The 18,934-nt window shown below is 69.6% G+C and carries 15 protein-coding genes and 1 pseudogene; 7 read left to right on the forward strand and 9 right to left on the reverse strand.

Annotated features, from left to right (window positions below):
- Window positions 1-78: 78 nt before the first annotated feature.
- Both TBIF_RS26310 and pgfA read right to left on the reverse strand, forming a co-directional pair.
- Window positions 79-279 (reverse strand): hypothetical protein, encoded by a 201-nt coding sequence (locus tag TBIF_RS26310; protein ID WP_235174784.1) that lies wholly within the window; start codon window positions 277-279, stop codon window positions 79-81.
- A 193-nt stretch (window positions 280-472) separates the two neighbouring features.
- Complete coding sequence (gene pgfA / locus TBIF_RS15525) at window positions 473-1,666, reverse strand: cell envelope lipid trafficking protein PgfA (RefSeq protein ID WP_024795691.1); 1,194 nt, start codon at window positions 1,664-1,666, stop codon at window positions 473-475.
- A gap of 150 nt (window positions 1,667-1,816) precedes the next feature.
- On the opposite strand from pgfA, the pseudogene TBIF_RS25025 reads away from it, so the two are divergent.
- Window positions 1,817-2,935, forward strand: a pseudogene (locus TBIF_RS25025) (acyltransferase family protein); the annotation flags it as partial.
- Window positions 2,936-2,946: 11 nt separating this feature from the next.
- Here the strand turns inward: TBIF_RS25025 and TBIF_RS26730 are convergent.
- The 4 genes from TBIF_RS26730 to TBIF_RS15550 all read right to left on the reverse strand — a co-directional run bounded on the left by TBIF_RS26730 (window position 2,947) and on the right by TBIF_RS15550 (window position 9,134).
- Window positions 2,947-7,194 (reverse strand): alpha-(1->3)-arabinofuranosyltransferase domain-containing protein, encoded by a 4,248-nt coding sequence (locus TBIF_RS26730; RefSeq protein WP_024795693.1) that lies wholly within the window; start codon window positions 7,192-7,194, stop codon window positions 2,947-2,949.
- Between the two features lie 25 nt (window positions 7,195-7,219).
- Window positions 7,220-7,381, reverse strand: coding sequence for a DUF2613 family protein (locus TBIF_RS25465; protein WP_148302294.1), 162 nt, complete (start codon window positions 7,379-7,381; stop codon window positions 7,220-7,222).
- Between the two features lie 100 nt (window positions 7,382-7,481).
- The gene (locus tag TBIF_RS15545) at window positions 7,482-8,630 is read right to left on the reverse strand and encodes an isochorismate synthase (protein ID WP_235174786.1); all 1,149 of its coding nucleotides are present in this window, start codon (window positions 8,628-8,630) and stop codon (window positions 7,482-7,484) included.
- Window positions 8,631-8,657: 27 nt separating this feature from the next.
- On the reverse strand, window positions 8,658-9,134 hold the full coding sequence (locus TBIF_RS15550) for a universal stress protein (RefSeq protein ID WP_024795695.1): 477 nt from the start codon (window positions 9,132-9,134) through the stop codon (window positions 8,658-8,660).
- Between the two features lie 95 nt (window positions 9,135-9,229).
- On the opposite strand from TBIF_RS15550, the gene TBIF_RS15555 reads away from it, so the two are divergent.
- The 3 genes from TBIF_RS15555 to TBIF_RS15565 are packed head-to-tail and all read left to right on the forward strand — an operon-like array spanning window position 9,230 to window position 11,566.
- Window positions 9,230-10,405, forward strand: coding sequence for a glycoside hydrolase family 3 N-terminal domain-containing protein (locus TBIF_RS15555; protein ID WP_024795696.1), 1,176 nt, complete (start codon window positions 9,230-9,232; stop codon window positions 10,403-10,405).
- Between the two features lie 56 nt (window positions 10,406-10,461).
- Window positions 10,462-11,076, forward strand: coding sequence for a TetR/AcrR family transcriptional regulator (locus TBIF_RS15560; protein WP_024795697.1), 615 nt, complete (start codon window positions 10,462-10,464; stop codon window positions 11,074-11,076).
- A 37-nt stretch (window positions 11,077-11,113) separates the two neighbouring features.
- Complete coding sequence (locus tag TBIF_RS15565; protein WP_024795698.1) at window positions 11,114-11,566, forward strand: 6,7-dimethyl-8-ribityllumazine synthase; 453 nt, start codon at window positions 11,114-11,116, stop codon at window positions 11,564-11,566.
- 82 nt (window positions 11,567-11,648) lie between these two features.
- On the opposite strand, the gene TBIF_RS15570 is transcribed toward TBIF_RS15565, so the two are convergent.
- Entirely contained in the window at window positions 11,649-12,467 is an 819-nt protein-coding gene (locus TBIF_RS15570; RefSeq protein ID WP_148302299.1) for a MaoC/PaaZ C-terminal domain-containing protein, read from the reverse strand.
- A gap of 44 nt (window positions 12,468-12,511) precedes the next feature.
- Window positions 12,512-13,840, reverse strand: a complete 1,329-nt coding sequence (locus tag TBIF_RS15575; protein ID WP_024795700.1) for a 3-oxoacyl-ACP reductase — start codon at window positions 13,838-13,840, stop codon at window positions 12,512-12,514.
- Window positions 13,841-13,978: 138 nt separating this feature from the next.
- On the opposite strand from TBIF_RS15575, the gene TBIF_RS15580 reads away from it, so the two are divergent.
- The gene (locus tag TBIF_RS15580; protein WP_038171505.1) at window positions 13,979-15,346 is read left to right on the forward strand and encodes an acetyl-CoA C-acetyltransferase; all 1,368 of its coding nucleotides are present in this window, start codon (window positions 13,979-13,981) and stop codon (window positions 15,344-15,346) included.
- A gap of 77 nt (window positions 15,347-15,423) precedes the next feature.
- On the opposite strand, the gene TBIF_RS15585 is transcribed toward TBIF_RS15580, so the two are convergent.
- The gene (locus TBIF_RS15585; protein ID WP_024795702.1) at window positions 15,424-15,870 is read right to left on the reverse strand and encodes a cupin domain-containing protein; all 447 of its coding nucleotides are present in this window, start codon (window positions 15,868-15,870) and stop codon (window positions 15,424-15,426) included.
- A gap of 277 nt (window positions 15,871-16,147) precedes the next feature.
- On the opposite strand from TBIF_RS15585, the gene TBIF_RS15590 reads away from it, so the two are divergent.
- Window positions 16,148-17,155: an AurF N-oxygenase family protein gene (locus TBIF_RS15590; RefSeq protein ID WP_024795703.1), complete on the forward strand. Its 1,008-nt coding sequence runs from the start codon at window positions 16,148-16,150 to the stop codon at window positions 17,153-17,155.
- Between the two features lie 50 nt (window positions 17,156-17,205).
- Complete coding sequence (locus tag TBIF_RS15595; RefSeq protein WP_024795704.1) at window positions 17,206-18,933, forward strand: FAD-dependent oxidoreductase; 1,728 nt, start codon at window positions 17,206-17,208, stop codon at window positions 18,931-18,933.
- The last annotated feature ends 1 nt before the right edge of the window (window position 18,934 follow it).

The raw sequence follows: 18,934 nt of genomic DNA on the forward strand, positions 1-18,934 counted from the left end.
GGTGCCGGCCTCGTCCTGGTCGGCGGGGGAGAGCGGTGCGCCGTCGGCGCGGGTGACGATCAGGGACCCCGCCGCGCCCTACTGGGCCGGGAAGAATTCGGCGCCCGCGGACTGCGCTCTTACCGACTCGAAGCTCGTGGGCAGGAAGCTCTGCTGATTGCCGGTGGTGTAGTCGGCCAGGTTGGGAGAGAAGAAAATGATGAGCACCACGCCAATTGCCCAGACTGCGATCGTCTTCCATGGATTCGCTATCACCTTGCGGGCGATAAGACCGAACATAGGAAACAACCGCCCTGTTATTGGCGTTCGTGAGGTGATCCCAGCGTTGACGGTTGGAGCAGGGTGCGGAAAACTTTCAGGTGCCACAGTAGCAAATAGTGATTCATCTCACAATAAGATATGCGGGTGGATAAACGCGAAGCGGGGCGCGGCGATTCCGAAGAACCACCACGCCCCGCTGTTGCGGACTGAGTTATTGTCTCGGGATCACCTGGGTGTCAGCCGAATGGGAGTTGCCTCCGTCAGCGGCCCTGGCACCTGCGCCGCGACCGCCGCGCAGGCCCACGAACAGCCCGCCCAGGATCATCAGGAGTCCGACGATGCCCATGATCAGCGGCAGCGTCTTGGTCAGCAGATCGATCTTGTCCGCGCCGTCCTTGGCCTGCTTGACCTGGTAGTCGATGGTCTCCTGGTCGAAGCCTAGGCCGGTCTCGGGGCTCACTGACAGCGCGATGATGCGCTCGGGGGCATCGGCCGTCTGCGCGAAGTACTGGTCGATCTGCTCGACGCCCTTGACGATGACGCCGGTGAGGGGGTCGACGTACAGGTCGCGGGTGTTGGTGTAGAAGCGTCGAACCTCGACCTCGGGCTCTGCAGCCTCGGCGGCGGGAGCGCCGTCAGCGGCCGCGCCCTCAGCGGGAGCCTCTGGCGCGGGTGCGGGCGCCTCGGCCTGGATGCCCAGGGCCGCCGCGGGCACCGTCAGCTTGTTACTCGCGGACGGCGCTACGACGGACAGGTCGATGGGGCCGACTTCCTGGGTGTAGTGGTACACCTTCAGGCCCGAGATCTCCTCGTCGCCGACGTAGTCGATCGGCAGGGTGGTGCGAGCGGTGAGGTCGAAATACTGGTACTGCGTGTCCTTATCCACGTTGAACGGGAACTTGTACTGCAGGCCCTCACGCGGCAGTTCGACGAACTCGGTGTCTCCCGAGCCGGTCATATTCGGCTCGGTGGCCAGCGAGCCGGGATGGTCGGCGACGGGCTCGGAGGAGATCCGGTCGAGGGTGACCCGGTCGATACTGCCGGTCAGGAGCCGCGGGTCCACCTTGGCGCCCTCGGCGGGTTCGGGCTTGTCCAGGCGCAGGAGGCGCTGGCCGGCCTGGACCGTGATGATGGTCTGGTTGGTCGGATCTGCGGTGACGACGTGCCGGACGGCCTCGATGGGGACGTTCGTGTCAATGCGGGGAGTGCCGGCGAGCAGCGAGGCGGAGTCAAGAATGCTGGCTGTGCCGACGGCGACGGTGGTGACCTCAAGGTCCACCGGAGTCTTCATCGCCTTGCCCTTGCTGTAAGTCGGCAGAAGGATTGCGACCACCAAGAGGAACATTCCCACACCCACCAAGATTGCGCCGACTATCTTGCCGGTTCCACCTTTGCCCTGCGCCATCGACGACTCTCCTCAAGTTTTCCCGCGTCTGCCATCTGCGTACGCGATGCGCAATTCCCATTGTTCGCGGTGTTTGCAGGTGACACTACACAGTCGACCAGTAGATCTCTGTGCTCCAGTGCGGCGTGTACTGCTACATAATGGTCAACGATGACCTCAACCCCTGACGATCGTCTAGTTCCAGCCGCCGAATCCGATCAGATTGGCACATTGGCGCCCGTTCGCCTGCGTGGATTCATCCCGTCGCTGGAGGGGATGCGGGCGCTCGCGGCATTTGGCGTGCTCACCACGCACGTGGCGTTCCAGACGGGACACGCGGGCGGCGCGGTGCTGAGCCGGGCATTCGGCCGCCTGGACCTCGCGGTGGCGGTGTTCTTCGCGCTGTCAGGGTTCCTGCTGTGGCGCGGGCACGCGCGGGCGGCGCGCGGATTGCGGCCGAGCCCACCGGCCGGCCGCTACTACCGCTCACGTGTGGTCCGCATCCTGCCCGCCTATCTGGTGGTCGTGCTGGCGGTGTTGTGGTTGCTGCCAGAGGCGGCGGGAGTCAGTTGGAAGGGGTGGCTGGCGAACCTGACCTTGACGCAGGTCTTCGTGCCGTTGAGCCTGACCGGCGGCCTCACCCACATGTGGAGCCTGTCGGTGGAGATCGCCTTCTACTTGGTGCTGCCGCTGATCGCGTTGGCGATGTGCCGGCTCACGGGCGATCGTGCCCGGTTTCGGATCCCATTGCTGCTGGCGGCAAGCGCGCTGAGCCTGGGCTGGGGGTTCGTCGACCTGCCGGTGTCGTACGGAGTCAACACGGACAACTGGCTGCCCGGTTACGTCTCGTGGTTCGCGGCCGGGATGATCCTCGCCGAGCTGACCGTGGGCACGGCGGGCCGCTGGCACGCGTTGGCGCAGCGCCGGCTTGTGCTGCTGCTGGTCGCGATCGCCGTCTACGCACTCTCCTGCACCAACCTGTCCGGCCCGCCTGGCCTGGTGCAGCCGGCGCCATGGCAGTACCTGCTCAAGACGCTGTTCGGCGCGATCCTGGGATTCGTCCTGCTGGCGCCGCTGATTCTGGGGGACAAGGCGGAGCGGGAGGGGGACCGGGCCGCGCACCGCGTCCTCGCGGGGCCGGTGGGCCTGACCATCGGCCGCTGGTCGTATTCCGTGTTCCTGTGGCACCTGGCGGTGCTGTCGATGGTGTTCCCGGCGTTCGGCATCGCGCCCTTCAGTGGGAATATGCCGCTGGTCTGGGTGCTGACGGTGGTGCTGACGCTGCTGGTCTCGGCGGCCAGCTACGCGTTGGTCGAGGAGCCGGCCCGCCGGGCCCTGGTGCGGTGGGAGAGCCGCCGCAGCCAGGCGTCGACGCGCGGGGCGATCGGCACCGCGGACAGCGCGGCGATCACCAGCGCCACCAACGCTGCGAACTGAACAAGAGCCCCGTGCCCGGCATAACCGGTGGGGGAGAGCCACGGCCCGCTCGCGAGTGCGGTGACGGCAACCATCATCGCGAGCCCGCAGGCCAGGGCGGCGCGGCGCCGGCCGCGTAGGGCCAATGCCGCGGCGACCACGGCCACGACGAGGACACCGACCAGCCCGGACAGCAGGCCCGCGGCGGCCGTGACCCCAGCGAGCGCCGCCACCGACGAGCCCCACGCACGGGCGGGCTCGCCGGTGGCTCCAGGCGCATGCCGGCGCACGAGGGCCAGCCCGAACAGGGGAATGAGCAGCGCGAGCCCGCCAAACAACGCGATGCGGTAGGCGACGTCGGTGGGGAACGCGAGGGTGACGGTGGTGTCCGCGCCCGCCGGCAGCACCCAGCCCTGCTGCCAGCCGTCCACGACGACGGGGTTCAGTGTGGTGCCGTCCGCGGTGGTGGCGACCCAGCCGGTGTTCGTGGACTCGGGCACCACCAGCAGCCGGTCCTCGGTGGCGGCCGCGACGTCGATCACGCGCCGGTTCTGCGTCCACTGGGTTGTCTGGAGATGGGACGGCTGCAACGTGGTGAGCTCAGCGGGGGCTAGCTCTGCGGAGCCGTGCGCCCGCAGCTCGACGCCGTCGACGGTGAAGGCCGGGCCAGGCCGCACCTCGAGGTCCTGGCTGCCGGTCGTGGGGGTGATCTGCTGGCCGCCGCAGACTGTCGCGCGCAGGGGCGCTCCCGAGCGGAGCTGCGCGGCGGTGGCGGTGATGGAGGTCTGCAGGATTTGGCCGGACATCGAGATGGTGGGTCCGAACTCGCAGCCGACGGTCAGCTCCCGCTCGGGATCGGGGAGCGCGCCGATGTGCTGTTCGCCTGCGGTGTCGGTGAACACCGCGACCTCCGCCAGGCCGGGTAGCACCTTGCTGGCGAAGCCGAGCCCGCTGTGGTCGAAGACCTCCGACCAGGAGTCGATCGTGATCTGTACCCGGTCGGTCACGGCCGGGGCGATCTCGATCAGGCCGTCCGCCGGTACCGTGCGCTGCTGCGGACCGGTCCCGAGGTTGATCGTCACGACCTGTGGGTTCGCCGGGGTGGGGCCCGCGCTGGGGGTGAGGCGCAGGCTCGAAACGAGTTGAGGTGCGGGCAGCGTGAGCGTGAGGGTGGGCGGCGTCGTGGTCAGGTTGTTCGCGGATTCGACTGCCCGCCAACTGGTCTGGGGGTCGCCATCGGTGGCGGCGAGTGCGGAGCCGCGGGGGTCGCTAACCGCGCTGGGAGCCGCGGCGGTCACCGCGCCCGGAATGGTCAGCAGATCATCGAGGGCCTCGCCGACGCGCGTGCGGACCGTCAGCTCGACGGCCAGTGGCGCGTCGGTCGGCACGGACAGGGTGCGGCTGAACTGGGCCTGCTCCTCCGGGGCGACCGCGAGCCCCGCGCCGCAGAGCGCCTGCTCTGGACTATCGACGCATTGGTGGCGGCTCGGCAGGTCCTGGCCCAGCGACCAGCCGAGCACCCGGGCATCGACGGGGGCCGGGGGCAACACGACGCGGTGGCGGATGGGCACGGGCACGCCGCCGGCGTAGGCGGCGACCTCGGCGAGACCGAACTGCTTGCCGGCAGAGCCGTCCTCGATGCCCACGGGGCGGATGATGACCCAGGGATTGAGCCCCGGCGGCAGGGCGATGTCGACTGGCTCCCCGGGGTGCGGCACGGCCACCGCGGAGGTGCCGTTGGGTGTCTGCACCTCGAGCGCAGTGACGGCCGGTCCGTAGGTGGCGGGGCTGGTCCGCACGGTGATGCCGCCGCCGTTGATCGGGGTGTCGAAGTCCAGACGCAGCCACTGCCCCAGCGCGTTGGAGACGCCCCGGCTGATCCAGCTGGTCGCAGGGTCGCCGTCGAAGGCCGCCGCGGGCCCGCTGCCGGGGGCGACCGCGCCGAGTTGGGTGGGATCCGACGCGGCGCTGGACACCGTCACCTGCGCGCCCTCCCACTCGGCGTGGGTGAGCTCGGCGCCGGGCGCCGGGTAGTCGGCGGCGGCGTTGGGGGTGCGCCGCGGGTCGTCCGCGGACCGGATCGCCGAGGTGGCGTTGTCAACGCGGCCGAAGTCGGTCTCGCGGTCCGCGGGGGTGTCGGTGAGCAGGACATCGCGCAGTGTCAGCCCGGCGGCGCGTGCGTCGGCGGCCAGCAGCACCGGCGCGGGGCGGACCGTCTCCCCGCGTAGGGCGTTGCGCCGCAACAGCACTTCCGGTCCGCCCGCTATGACGTCGACCTGGGCCAGCGGCGTGGTGTAGGGGCCCACGGTGGTCCGCTCGCCCACCTGGTAGATCTCGATCGCCGGATAGCGTTGGCGTAGATCAGAGTCCACGACAACGTCGTCGAGCTCCTTCGCGCCGTACTCCTTGCCGAACTCCGCCACCTTGCGCAGGCCGGGGGAGCCGTCGATTGTCTGATGCGCCAGCACGGGCAGCACGGATTGGGCCCGGTCCACATCGAGGTCGTTGCGCAGCACCAGGTAGCCGATGCCCTGGCCCAGCAGCGTCGCCGTCAAACCGTCAGACGGCTGGCCGGCCGCGAGCAGGCGCTGCACCGAATCCAGCGCGCGGATCGCGCCGGGCGGGGTCAGCGGGATGGCGTCGCGCACCGCCCACGGCGTCTGGGCGAGGGGCTGCAGCGGCTCATCGCGGGTCAGGCCCCACTCCTGCATGGCGAAACCAGAGCCGGGGACCACGAGCGCCCGCACGTCCTGCGAGGGGTCGGTGCCGGCGGCGTTCTCGCCGAGCCACTCCGCAGCCTGCGCCCAGTGATCGGGGATATCTCGATAGCCGTTGAACGGCACCAGGTTTCCCATCCAGGCCAGGTTGCTGACCAGGACGAGCGCGGCGAGGACGAGCGCGGCGATAGCCGTCATCGGCTGGTGCTCGGGGTGCGCGGCGGCCTCGCGGACGCGCCGCCACGGCGCCGAGCCGGGCAGGGGCACATGGCGCAGCAGATGGGCCAGGCCCAGGACGAGGGGGATCCGGATGAGCGGCTCGAGCTTGTGCACGTTGCGCAGCGGTGCGCCGGCGCCGTCGAGGACGGCGCGCACCGTGTCCGCGATGGGGGAGCCGAGGGCGCCGTCGTAGCCCAGGCCCATGCCGACCAGGCCGACGAGCAGGATCAGCATCAGCCGCCCGCGCGCCGGCATCGAGCGCTGGCACAGCCCGGCCAGTCCCGTCGCCGCCAGCAGGCCGGTGGCCAGGACCATCACTGGCTGCGAGACCAGCGCGACGCCCGCTGCCCGCTCGGGCGAGATGAACGGGGCCCACGAGCTGGTGCCGCGCAACACCTCGGTCAGGGACGTCCACTGGGTGGTGGTGACCGAGGACTCGATGAAGTCCAGGAAGGGCGGGCTGACCTTGCCGAGCAACAGCAGCGGCACGATCCACCACAGGCTCGCGAGCAGCAGCGACGGGATCCACCACGCGGTGAATGCGCGCCACCGCGGGTTCGGTTGGTGCGCCAACCACCACAGCCCCGCCACCAGGCAGGCTGCGACGGTCGCGACGGCGTTGACGGCGCCCATGAGGGCGACGGCCACGGCGGACTGGGCGGCGAGCACCCGCATGCTCCGCGGGGCACGGTGGGGGGAGTCTGTGTTGTTCAATGCCAGGATCACCGGCAGCAGCACCCACGGCGCGAGAAGCATCGGCAGCGACTCAGAGGAGATGGAGCCGATGGTCGTGAGCACACGGGGAGAGAGCGCGAACACCGCGGCGGCCAGCACGCGGGAGGAGCGGCTGCCGATGCCCAGGGCGTCGGCCACCCGCACCAGGCCCCAGAAACCGGCGGCCAGCAGCACTGCCCACCACAGCCGCTGCGTGATCCAGGGCGGGATGTGGGCAAGTTGCCCCAGCGCGAAGAACGAGCCGTGTGGGAAGAAGTAGCCGTAGGCCTGGTTCTGCACCTGGCCCAGCGGCGCGATCGACGACCACTGATGGGTGGCACGGGCCAGGAAGCCGAGCGGGTTCGCGGTCAGGTCGAGCTTGGTGTCCGCGGCCAACTGGCCGGGGGCCTGCAGGAACGCCAGCAAGAACGCGACAACAGAGCCGATCCACAGCCAGCGCCGCGGCACGGGGCCGGCGCGCATACCGCTACCGGGAGTCAGGCGTGGATCAGCGGGTGCCGTACTCAATCTCTGTCTGAGTCAGGCTGGACTGGTCGACGGCGGGCCGCGACGAGCCCTCGATGGCGGGCGTGATGGCGAAGATCGTGACCAGGGCTGCGATCGCACCTCCGGCGACAGCGCTGATCAAGGCGGATGCTCCGAACGGCATGGGGTCTCCTAAAGGAAGGTGCGGTCTGCTCGGCCCAAAGTATCACCTCATGCGTCCAACTCGAGCATCGCAGCGCCGATCGGGGCCGAGCAATGCCGGTTCACATGCCGAGCGCGGTGAGCAGGGTGCGCAACTTCGCGTCGGTCTCCGCCAGCTCGTCCGCGGCATCGGAGCCGGCGACGATGCCCCCGCCGGCGAACGCGCGGGCGCTGCGGCGGTCCGCGCTGAGCTCGGCGCAGCGGATCGCCACCATCCAGTCGCCGTCCCCTGCGGCGTCGCACCAGCCGACGGCGCCGGCGTAGAAGCCGCGATCCTCCTCGGTCTCACGGATCGCCTGCATCGCCGCGCCCTGGGGTGTGCCGCACACGGCGGGGGTCGGGTGCAGCGCCAGTGCGAGGTCCAACGCGGTAACGCTGCCGCTGTGGGCGAGGGTGCCCGTGATGCGGGTGCCGAGGTGCCACAGGTCGGGGGTCGCGATCAGCGTGGGCGCCAGCGGGATCTCCAGGCGGGAGCACAGCGGGTCCAGCACCTCGCGCAGCCAATCGACCACGAAGGCGTGCTCATGCTGGTTCTTCTCGGACTCCAGCAGCTCGGCGGCGGCGGCGGCGTCGGCCACCGGGTCCTTCGAGCGGGCGACGGAACCGGCCAGCGGCCAGCAGGTGACCAGGTCGCCGTGGCGGCGGATCAGCGTCTCCGGGCTGGCGCCCACCAGCGCGCGGCCCACGTGTTCGTCGCCGGCCGGGCTCAGGTCCACGGTGAAGCCGTTGCCATTGGGGTCCTGCGCGATCAACCGGGACAGCAGCGCGGTCCGGGAGATGGGGCCGTCGGCCTCCAAGAGCACCGAACGGGCGGCGACCACCTTGTCCAGCTCGCCGGAGCGCACGCGCGCGATCAGTTGGTTGACCCGCTCAATGTGCTCCGCCGGTGCCGGGGCCTGGGCGGTGATGCGGACCGCGGGCGCGTCGGGCAGGGACTCCGGCGCGGGGGGCAGCCAGGGGCCCGCGCTGAACTCCACGGTCTCGGGGGCGGTCAGCGCGCACGGGTGCTCGTGGTCGAAGGCCAATGCGCCCACCACAATTCGGGCATCGCCAGCGGCAAGTGCGGCGCGGGCCGCCTGGTGATCATCGAACGCGGTGAGGCAGCCGCCGGCGCGGAGCGTGCGCTCGGGGCCGGAGAGCAAGAAGCCGTCGACGATAGAGAACGGCGGCCGCGCGCTGATCAGGCCGCCCAGGCCACTGGAGGATTCCACGCGTCCATCATGCCTGGCGCGGCGTGTTCACTTGCCGGGCGGGACGATCAGCACGGGTCGGCGGCTGTGGCGCAGCACCTGATCTGCGGTGCTGGAGTGGATCAGCGAACGCAGGCCTGTGGTGCCGCGGGTGCCGGTGACGATGACGTCGGCGTTCAACTCATCGGCGATCTCGACGATGGTGGTCCACACCGTGGTGCCGGACTCCACGCAGCGCGCCTCCACCGTCAGCCCGGCCTTGCGGGCGAGCGCCAGGCCCTCCTCGGCGACGTCCCGCGCCTCGACATGCGCGACGTCGTCGCCGCCCTCGTCGGGCAGCCAATCCGGCTGCATCATGCCGGAGAGTCCGGACATTCGGGCGGCCTGGCGGATCATCGGCTCCCACACAGTCACCAGCACCGCGCGCTCGGCGGCGAGGAAGCGGCCCGCGTATTCGATTGCGCGCTGCGCGTTTTCGGACCCGTCGTAGGCGATGAGGATCAAATCGGCCGGCTGGGTCGTCATGGCACTGCACCTTTGCTCGTGGTGGGAGTACTGGGCACAAGCCACGGTACTACCGCAGGGCCGATTTTGGGCGTCTAAGCTGTGCAATTGTGGCTATGAAGAGAACGCGTCGGGTATTGCAGGTGGCTGCGGTCGGAGCGTCCGCGCTCGGGTTGCTCGCAGGGTGTGGGTCGGGGAGCACCGCCACCGGCAATGCCAACCTCACCCCCACTGCCACCGCGGAGACGGTCAGCACCGTGGAGACGGCTGCCCCGGCGCCGGAGCCCGACGCCTGCGACGCTCTGCTGGCCTCCCTGAACACCCGCGAGAAGCTGGCGCAGATGATCACCGTCGGCGTCACCGGCACCGACGACGCCACCGCGATCATGTCCAGCGAGAAGATCGGCGGCATCTTCATCAGCGGCGGCACCGCCAACGAGTTGCTGCAGGGCGGAGTGGAGCGGGTCAACGCGGCATCGGCCATCGCCCCGCTGGTCTCCATCGACGAGGAGGGCGGCCGCGTCGCGCGCATCCCCAACCTTATTGGCCGCACCCCGTCCGCTCGCGAGGTCGCGGCGACGATGACGGTGGAGCAGGCGCGGCAGGAGGCGCTCGAGCGCGCGGCCAAGCTTCGCGCGATGGGCGTGACCGTGGACTTCGCGCCCGACGTCGACGTGAGCGCCCAGCCCGACGACGCCGTCATCGGCGACCGCTCCTACAGCGACGACCCCGCCGTCGTCACCGAGTACGCGACCGCGTTCGCCGACGGCATGCGCGAGTCGGGCGTCTTCCCCGTCATCAAGCACTTCCCCGGACACGGTTCCTCCTCCGGCGACTCGCACATGGGCGCCGCGACGGTGCCGCCCCTCGAGCAGCTGCAGGACAAGGACCTCGTGCCGTTCCGCGCGATGGTGGGCACCGGGGTGGGCGTGATGGTCGGGCACCTCGACGTGCCCGGACTGACCGAGCCCGGCGTCCCCGCCAGTGTGAGCCCCGCCGCGATGCAGCTGCTGCGCGACGGCGTCGGCTATGGCGCGGCGCCGTTCACCGGTGTCATCTTCACCGACGACCTCAGCGGGATGGCCGCGATCACCGACCGCTTCACGCTGCCGCAGGCCGTCGTGGCCGCGCTCTCCGCCGGCGCGGACGTGGCGCTGTGGGGCTCGACGGACCGGGTGTCCGAGGTGCTCGACGCGCTTGAGACGGCCGTGGCCTCCGGGCAACTGCCGATCGAGCAGGTTGACGCGTCCGTCGCTCGGATCCTGAACCTCAAAAGCGTGGCGAACTGCTAGTCCTAACTAGTGGATCGGGCTTGGCCGCGATCCTTACTGACGGGTAAGATCAGGTAATGGTGAAAGAGAAGGTCGCGACCCGGGGAAAGCGGCTCCCCCGGGCAATTCGTGAGCAGCAGATGCTCGATTCCGCGCTCAAGGTCTTCTCCCTCAACGGTTTCCATCAAGCGTCCATGGACGCGATCGCCAAGGAAGCCGCGATCTCCAAGCCGATGCTGTACCTCTACTACGGGTCCAAGGACGAGCTGTTCGCCGCCTGCCTGCATCGCGAGTCCGGCCGATTCCTCGAGGCGATCTCCAAGGGCGGCGACCCGTCGCTGAGCCCGCGTGAGACCCTCGAGGTCACGCTGGGCGCCGTGCTCGAGTTCGTCGACGAGCACCGCGACGCGTGGCGGGTGCTGGTGCGTGAGGCGTCGTCCGTCAGCGCGTTCGCCCAGGACATCAACCAGAGTCGCGAGACCCTTGTGGGATTGACCGCGGACCTGCTGCGCGCGGGCACCAAAGAGCCCGACGAGGGGCAGGATTTCGAGCTCATGGCCGTCGCGCTGGTCGGGGCGGGCGAGGCTGTCGCGAACCGGGTTGCCGAGGGCGGCCTCAACGCCAGCGCCGCCACCGACGCGATCATGGGGCTGGCATGGCTCGGCCTCTCGGGGCGCAAGAAGGAGTCCTGACTTCCAGTCCGGGGCCGCGTGCGATAGTTTTGGCGCCATGAGTGAGACCGAGGGACAGCGCATCGCGCTCATCCAAGCGACGTGGCACAGGAACATCGTGGACCGCGCGCGCGATGGGTTCACCGACGAGATCGTCGGGCTGGGCTACGCCAAGGACACCGTCGACTACTTCGAGGTGCCGGGGGCGTTCGAGATCCCGCTGCACGCGCGCCGGCTGGCGCAGACGGGCCGCTACCAGGCCATCGTCGCGGTGGGCCTGGTGGTCGACGGCGGCATCTACCGCCACGACTTCGTCGCGACGGCCGTCATCGACGGACTCATGCGGGTGCAGCTCGACACAGACGTCCCCGTCTTCTCGGTGGTCCTGACGCCCCACCACTTCCACGAGCACGCCGAGCACATCGACTACTTCAGCGCCCACTTCACGAAGAAGGGCGCGGAGGCCGCGCGCGCGGTGGACGCCACTGTGAAGTCGCTGCGCGAGCTCTAACCCCTGACGAGACTGGCCCCCGACCTTCGCGAGAGGGTCGGGGGCCAGTGCCATGCGAGGCTGGAGTCAGCCCAGCATGTGGTCAGCCGAGCGTCGCCGTCAGGTGCGGGTACAGCTTCTTGGGATGGCGCAGGGCCAGCTCCCACGTGCCGTCCGCCCGCTGCTCCGCGTACTCGTTGACCTTGGCCGGCAGGATGACGGGCTTGCCGAAGCGCACGTCGTAGACCACGTTGTCCGGGATGCGGCCCTCGACGATGGCCAGCGCCGCCGCCGCGCTCCACATGCCGTGCGCGATGGTCCGCGGGAAGCCGAAGGCCTTCGCGCCCAGCGAGGACACGTGGATCGGGTTCCGGTCGCCGGAGACCGCGGCGTAGCGGCTGATCAGCTTCTGATCGGCCTTGAGCACCGTCGCCGGGGCGCCGAGCGTCAGCTCCTCGGGCGCCTTCTTGTCTTTGGCGCCCGTCCCCCCGCCGATCTTGAGGAAGGTGCTGACCTGGCGCCAGACCAGCTCGCGGCCCACCTTGATCTCGCTGATGAAATCGAGCTGGGTGCCCTTGTCGTGCGGGCGCAGGTTCTCCGCCCGCACGGTGATGTCGAGGGGCTCGTCGACCGTGGCGGGCCGGGACTGCTCGATGCGGTTTTGGACATGCACCATGCCCATCGCCGGGAGCGGGAAGTCGCGGGCCACCAGGAGCTTCATGACCATGGGGAAGGTCAGGACGAACCCGTAGGTCAGCGGCAGGGTGTTGGTCAGGCGCAGCCCGCAGACGCCCGCGTACGCGGCGAGGTTCGCGGGATCGACCTGGTAGCCCTCGAGCGCGAGGGTGCGCTCGGGCAGCGTCGAGGACCCGCCGGGCAGCGGCAGCAGCCCCAGTGCGGCCTGCGCGTAGCCGGCCAGCATGCTCGGCGGGCCGTCGAGGCGCTCGATCTTGTTGGCCACCGACCTCACGCGCCCAGCAGCGACTGGCCGCACACGCGGACCACGTTCCCGGTGACCGCGCCGGAGGCGGGGCTGGCGAAGAACGCGATGGTCTCGGCGACGTCGATCGTCTGGCCGCCCTGCTGCATGGCGTTCATGCGACGGCCGACCTCGCGGGTGGCGAAGGGGATCGCCGCGGTCATGTCGGTCTCGATGAAGCCGGGAGCCACCGCGTTGACGGTGATGCCCTTGCCCTCGTAGGCCTTCGAGTGCGTGTCCACCAGGCCGATGACGCCGGCCTTCGAGGTGCCGTAGTTGGTCTGGCCGCGGTTGCCCGCGATGCCCGCGATGGAGGAGACGTCGATGACGCGGCCGCCCTGGCCCAGGACGCCGTCGGCGATGAGCTTCTCCGTGATGCGCTGCGGGGCGATGAGGTTCACGCTCAGGACCGAGTGCCAGCGGCTCAGGTCCATGTTCGCGAGCAGCTTGTCGCGGGTGATACCGGCGTTGTGGACGATGATGTCCAGCGTGCCACCCTGCTTCTTGACGGCCTCCGCGATGATCTCCGCCGCATTATCGGCCGTGACATCGACTGCGAGAGACGTGCCGCCGACCTTGTTGGCCGTCTTCGAGAGCTTCTCGCCGGCCGCGGGGATGTCCGCGCAGATCACGTGCGCGCCGTCGCGGGAGAGGACCTCGGCGATGGTCGCGCCGATGCCCTGGGCCGCGCCGGAGACGACGGCAACCTTGCCGGCCAGGGGCCTGTCCCAGTTGCCGGGCGCCGCCGCGTCCTTCTCATCGACCCGGATGACCTGGCCATCGACGTAGGCGGACTTGCCGGAGAGCAGGAACCGCAGGGTCGAGGCGAGACCGGTGTTGCCCGGCTTGGCCTTCGGCGAGGTGTAGACGAGCTGGCAGGTGGCGCCGCGGCGCAGCTCCTTCGCGACGGATCGGGTGAAGCCCTCGAGCGAGCGCTGGGCAATGTGCTCCTCGCCCGACGTCAGCTCGGGGGTGGTGCCGAGGACCACGACGCGGCCCGACGGGGCCAGGGCGCGCAGGTCCGGCTGGAAGAACTGGAAGAGCTGCTCGAGCTCGGTGAGCGTTGTGATTCCGGTCGCGTCGAAGACCAGGGCCCCGTACTTGGCGGAGTCCGCGGACTGCGGGTAGTCGGACAGCAGCTCGCGGACCGGCTCGGCCAGACGGCCGCTGCCGCCCACCTTCAGCGGGCCAGGCAGCGCGGGCTCGCCCTGCTGGTAGCGGCGCAGGGCCTCGGGCTGCGGGAGCCCCACCTTGCTGGCCACAAACGCGCCAGGTCCTGAGTTTACGAACGTGGAGTAGAGATCAGAGTTAGCCACGGGTCACCTTCTGCATGAGTCGACTTTCGGATGCGTGTGGTGCTGCCGACAACCCCTCGGTGTCGACAGCGACCTTACTCATGAGTAAGAATACAGGACAGATCCTCGAATCACCGACCCGACCGCTTGGAGAACCACGTGGCAACCAGTCCGAATTCCACTTCCGCCAAGGCCGCGGCGAAGGCCCCCGGCACCCCCCGCGCGGCCCGCCGCGTCGCCGTCCTGGGCGGCAACCGCATCCCGTTCGCCCGCTCGGACCGCAAGTACGCCCACGCGTCGAACCAGGACATGTTCACTGCGGCGCTCGAGGGCCTGGTCAGCCGCTTCAACCTCCAGGGCGAGCAGCTGGGCATGGTCGCCGGCGGCGCCGTCCTCAAGCACGCGCGGGATTTCAACCTCATCCGCGAGTCGGTTCTGGGCAGCCACCTGAGCCCGTACACCCCGGCCTTCGACCTCCAGCAGGCCTGCGGGACCGGCCTGCAGTCGATCATCGCGGTGGGCGACGCCATCGCGGCGGGCCGCATCGACGCCGGCATCGGCGGCGGCACGGACACCACGTCCGACGCGCCCCTTGCCGTGGGCGACGACCTGCGCGAGTTCTTCCTCGAGCTCAACCGCGCGAAGACGATGGGCGACCGCATCAAGCTGCTGGCCAAGGCGCGCCCCGGCATGATCGGCCTGGACATCCCGCAGAACGGCGAGCCCCGCACCAAGATGTCGATGGGTGAGCACGCGGCCATCACGGCCAAGGAGTTCGGCATCGCCCGCGAGGACCAGGACCAGCTGGCCGTCGAGAGCCACCAGAAGATGGCCGCCGCCTACGACCGCGGCTTCTTCGACGACCTCGTCACCCCGTTCCTGGGCCTGACGCGCGATGACAACCTGCGCGCGGACTCCAACATCGAGAAGCTCGCCACCCTCAAGCCCGTCTTCGGCGTCAAGGCTGGCGCGGCCACAATGACCGCCGCGAACTCGACCCCGCTCACCGACGGCGCGTCCGTCGCGCTCCTCGCCAGCGAGGAGTGGGCCGCCGAGCACGGCCACGAGCCCCTCGCGTTCATCGCGGACTCGGAGACCGCCGCCATCGACTTCATCCACGGCCACGACGGCTGCACCCCGGACGGCCTGCTCATGGCCCCGACGTTCGCCGTCGCACGCCTGCTCGAGCGCAACGGCCTGACCCTGCAGGACTTCGACTACTACGAGATCCACGAGGCCTTCGCCTCGCAGGTACTCGCGACCCTGCAGGCCTGGGAGTCGGCGGAGTACTGCACGGACCGCCTGGGCCTGGACGCTCCGCTCGGCTCGATCGACCGCGCCAAGCTCAACGTCAACGGCTCATCCCTCGCGGCCGGGCACCCGTTCGCGGCGACCGGCGCGCGCATCGTCGCGACGCTCGCGAAAATGCTCGATGAGAAGGCGGCCGAGGAGAAGCGCCCTGTGCGCGGCCTGATCTCCATCTGCGCCGCCGGCGGCCAGGGCGTCACGATGATCCTGGAGCGCTGATTCCTGGAGCGCTGATTCCGGATCAGCTTTGTGAGGCGCCGTCGACCGTGAGGTCGGCGGCGCCCTTGTCTGCGGGGTCAGCTGCAGTCGACGGCGGGAGCGTCGTCGGACAGCGGCGCGCCGGCGGGTTCCACGTACACCGTCCACAGCTCGGCTGACGTCGCGCCGTTGTTCGCGCCGATGTGCGGGTGGTCTGCCCCGTGTGACTCCTCGACCACCTGGCCCGCGGAGGAGTCGACGACTGTGCAGTCCTGCAATGTCCGGGTGAGAGTCCCCGCCGTGATCAGCGCGTATACCGGGCCCTGGTGATAGTGCCAGCCCGTCGCGCCGCCGGGGGCGATGGCGATGTGCCGCAGGGTGACGGTGGCGACGTCGGGCACGGTGATCGCCCCGATGACCTCCGCGGTGACCCCGCTCGACGGCGTGGCCGAGGCTATTGCGGGGGTGAGCGCTGCCGAGACAATCGCGCAGGCAATCGCGCAGGCCATCGTGGCCGCGCGCCGAGCGTGGATGGGTGGCCGCATGCGGGCGCCTTCCGTCGCGAGTCGGCGATCGCACTCTTGCCGTCGCCGTATGTGATCAGTATCACATATCACGGTGGGGGATGGCGGCGATCGCCTGGATTGCGCGCGCCCGGTCGCGGCCAGCGATCGGGCGGCGTGATCGGCCCGTGGATCCCCGGATAACGGGTACTTTCGAGCAGATTCAGGGGTGTTGACCTGCGCGGGGACAGTTGCCCCTAGAAATTAGCGGGACTTAGAGTTACGGTAACTTCAACAGCACCACTGATGGAGGCGCAGCATGACTCTCACCACAGATTCCCGCGTGGACCACCCCGTAGGCTCGACGGCGGAGTACCACGCGATGTTGAACCGGCTCTCCGCCGGCTCCGTGCACAAGAACTTCGACCCCTTCACGGATATCGATTGGGACGCCCCCGAGTTCGCGGTCACCCCGAACGACCCGCGCTGGGTGCTGCAGAAGGAATCCGACCCGATCGGCAGCCATTCCTGGTATCAGGCGCAGCCGGTCGAGAAGCAGATCGAGATCGGCATGTGGCGCCAGGCCAACGTCGCCAAGGTCGGCCTGCAGTTCGAGAACATCCTGATCCGCGGGATGATGCAGTACGTCTTCGGGACCCCCAACGGCTCGCCCGAGGCGCGGTACTGCACGCACGAGGTCATCGAAGAGTGCAACCACACGATGATGTTCCAGGAGATGGTCAACCGCATCGGCAAGGACACCCCGGGGATGAGCCCGGCGTTGCGCTTTATCGCGCAGTTCATTCCCCTGGCGGGCAACACGCTCCCCGTGATCTTCTTCATGGGGGTGCTTGCCGGCGAGGAGCCGATCGACCACGTGCAGAAGGCGGTCTTGCGCGAGGACGGCGTGATCCACCCGATCATGAAGGGCGTCATGGGGATCCACGTCGCCGAGGAGGCCCGCCACATCTCCTTCGCGCATGAGTTCCTGCGCCGCCGCGTCCCGAAGATGTCCAAGCTGGGCCGCTTCTTGGCATCCCTGATGATGCCGGTGATCATGCGCACCCTGTGCGATGCCATCGTGATCCCGCCGAAGCAGTTCTGGGTGGAGTTCGACATCCCGAAGCAGGTGCGGAAGGACCTGTTCTGGTCCAGCCCGGCCGCGCGCCAGTCGCTGCGCGACTACTTCGCCGACGTGCGGATGCTCGCGCACGACTCCGGCCTGATGAACCCCGTCTCGAAGCTGGTCTGGAAGGCGCTCAAGATCGACGGCAAGGCCTCGCGCTACCGCAGCGAGCCCGCCCGCGGTCTAGACATCGCGGCCTGAACTTCCTGCCCTAGCGCCTCGCCCGCCACACACGATCGGAAGCTCTCGACATGCCCCACGTGGTGACCCAGCCGTGCTGTAGCGACGCCTCGTGCGTGTACGCCTGCCCGGTGAACTGCATCCATCCGACGCCAGATGAGCCGGACTTCCTCACCGCGGAGATGCTGCACATCGACCCAGAGGCCTGTGTCGACTGCGGTGCGTGCGTCTCCGCGTGCCCGGTGGACGCCATCGTGCCGGAGGCGCAGCTGTTGCCCTCGGAGCTGGTGTTCCTCGACATCAACGCGAGCTTCTACCGCGAGCGTCGGGACCGGCCGATCCTCGCGCCCGTCATCCCCGCGCCGGTGGTGGCACCGGGGAAGGCCCCGCTGCGGGTCGCCATCGTCGGGTCCGGCCCGTCCGCCATGTACGCGGCGGACGAGCTGCTGACATTGCCCGGCACTCAGGTCAATATCTTCGACCGGCTGCCAGTGCCCTATGGCCTCGTCCGCGCGGGCGTTGCCCCGGACCATCAACGGACCAAGGGCGTGACCAAGCTGTTCGACAAGTTCGCGGAGCAGGACGGGCTGGAGTACTACCTCAATGTGGAGATCGGCGCGGATACAGATTCTGGGGCCATCACGCACGACGAGCTGCTCGCCGGACACCACGCCGTGATCTACGCCGTCGGCGCGTCCTCGGACCGCAAGCTCGGCATCCCGGGGGAGGGGTTGCCCGGCAGCAGCTCCGCCACCGACTTTGTGGCCTGGTACAACGGGGACGCCCGGCACTCCGGCGAGACCTACGACCTCTCGCACCGGCGTGCCGTGATCATCGGCAACGGCAACGTGGCCCTCGATGTCGCGCGCATCCTCACCGTCGACCCGGAGACACTTGCGGGCACCGACATCTCCCGCCAGGCATTGGAGGCCTTGCGCGCCAGCAAGATCGAGGAGGTCGTGATCATCGGCCGCCGCGGCCCGGGACAGTCTGCGTTCACGGTCCCGGAGTTCGCGGGCCTGATCGAGACGCCCGGCATCGATGTCGCAATCCACCCCGGGGAGGACCTGCTCGACGCGGACACCAAGAGGCGCAAGGGCGAGGCCGGGTTGTCGCATGCCGTGGAGCATAAGTTGGCGCTGCTCGACTCGCTCGATGCCAGGGAGTCCGCGGGCGGGCGCACGATCACTCTGCGCTACCTGCTCAGCCCCACGGAGATTACGGGAGACGACGCGGTGACCGGGATCGTCCTGTCCCGCAATGCCTATGCGGGAGGTGCCGCGCGCATCGAGTCGACCGACGAGACCGTGCGCCTGGACGCCGGGCTGGTGCTGACCTCGATCGGCTACCGCGGGGTCGCGACGGCCGGTGTGCCGTTCGACGAGGCCGCGGGTGTCATTCCGAACGCCGGGGGCCGCGTGTTGCGAGAGCCCGCGGGCGAGGTGCTGCCGGGCGCGTACGTCACCGGCTGGATCAAGCGGGGCCCGTCGGGCTTCATCGGCACCAACAAGTCCTGCGCGCAGGAGACGGTCAACCGCCTGGTCGACGACTACAACGACGGCGAGCTCACCGCGCCCGCCACCACACCGCGGGAGTTCGACAAGTTGGTGCGCCGCCGCCAGCCCACGGTCGTGGACCGGGCTGGCTGGCATGCCATCGATCGGGCAGAGCGGGAGCTGGGCGCCCGCGGGGGCCGAGTCCGCGAGAAGATCACCGACCCTGCCGCGCTGGTGGAGGTCGCCGCCCAGGCGGCGCCGCCGGCCGGGGCTAGGAAGCTCCTGCGGAGCCTGCGTCGGTAGG

The sequence above is a fragment of the Tomitella biformata AHU 1821 genome, assembly GCF_000524475.1.
In the GTDB taxonomy this organism is placed as follows: Bacteria; Actinomycetota; Actinomycetes; order Mycobacteriales; family Mycobacteriaceae; genus Tomitella; species Tomitella biformata.

Excerpts from the sequence above, each read along its gene's own strand:
- TBIF_RS26310 (WP_235174784.1), bottom strand. The coding sequence starts at position 279 with ATGTTCGGTCTTATCGCCCGCAAGGTGATAGCGAATCCATGGAAGACG.
- pgfA (WP_024795691.1), bottom strand. The coding sequence starts at position 1,666 with ATGGCGCAGGGCAAAGGTGGAACCGGCAAGATAGTCGGCGCAATCTTG.
- TBIF_RS26730 (WP_024795693.1), bottom strand. The coding sequence starts at position 7,194 with ATGCGCGCCGGCCCCGTGCCGCGGCGCTGGCTGTGGATCGGCTCTGTT.
- TBIF_RS25465 (WP_148302294.1), bottom strand. The coding sequence starts at position 7,381 with ATGCCGTTCGGAGCATCCGCCTTGATCAGCGCTGTCGCCGGAGGTGCG.
- TBIF_RS15550 (WP_024795695.1), bottom strand. The coding sequence starts at position 9,134 with ATGACGACCCAGCCGGCCGATTTGATCCTCATCGCCTACGACGGGTCC.
- TBIF_RS15555 (WP_024795696.1), top strand. The coding sequence starts at position 9,230 with ATGAAGAGAACGCGTCGGGTATTGCAGGTGGCTGCGGTCGGAGCGTCC.
- TBIF_RS15560 (WP_024795697.1), top strand. The coding sequence starts at position 10,462 with ATGGTGAAAGAGAAGGTCGCGACCCGGGGAAAGCGGCTCCCCCGGGCA.
- TBIF_RS15565 (WP_024795698.1), top strand. The coding sequence starts at position 11,114 with ATGAGTGAGACCGAGGGACAGCGCATCGCGCTCATCCAAGCGACGTGG.
- TBIF_RS15570 (WP_148302299.1), bottom strand. The coding sequence starts at position 12,467 with ATGCTGGCCGGCTACGCGCAGGCCGCACTGGGGCTGCTGCCGCTGCCC.
- TBIF_RS15585 (WP_024795702.1), bottom strand. The coding sequence starts at position 15,870 with ATGCGGCCACCCATCCACGCTCGGCGCGCGGCCACGATGGCCTGCGCG.
- TBIF_RS15590 (WP_024795703.1), top strand. The coding sequence starts at position 16,148 with ATGACTCTCACCACAGATTCCCGCGTGGACCACCCCGTAGGCTCGACG.
- TBIF_RS15595 (WP_024795704.1), top strand. The coding sequence starts at position 17,206 with ATGCCCCACGTGGTGACCCAGCCGTGCTGTAGCGACGCCTCGTGCGTG.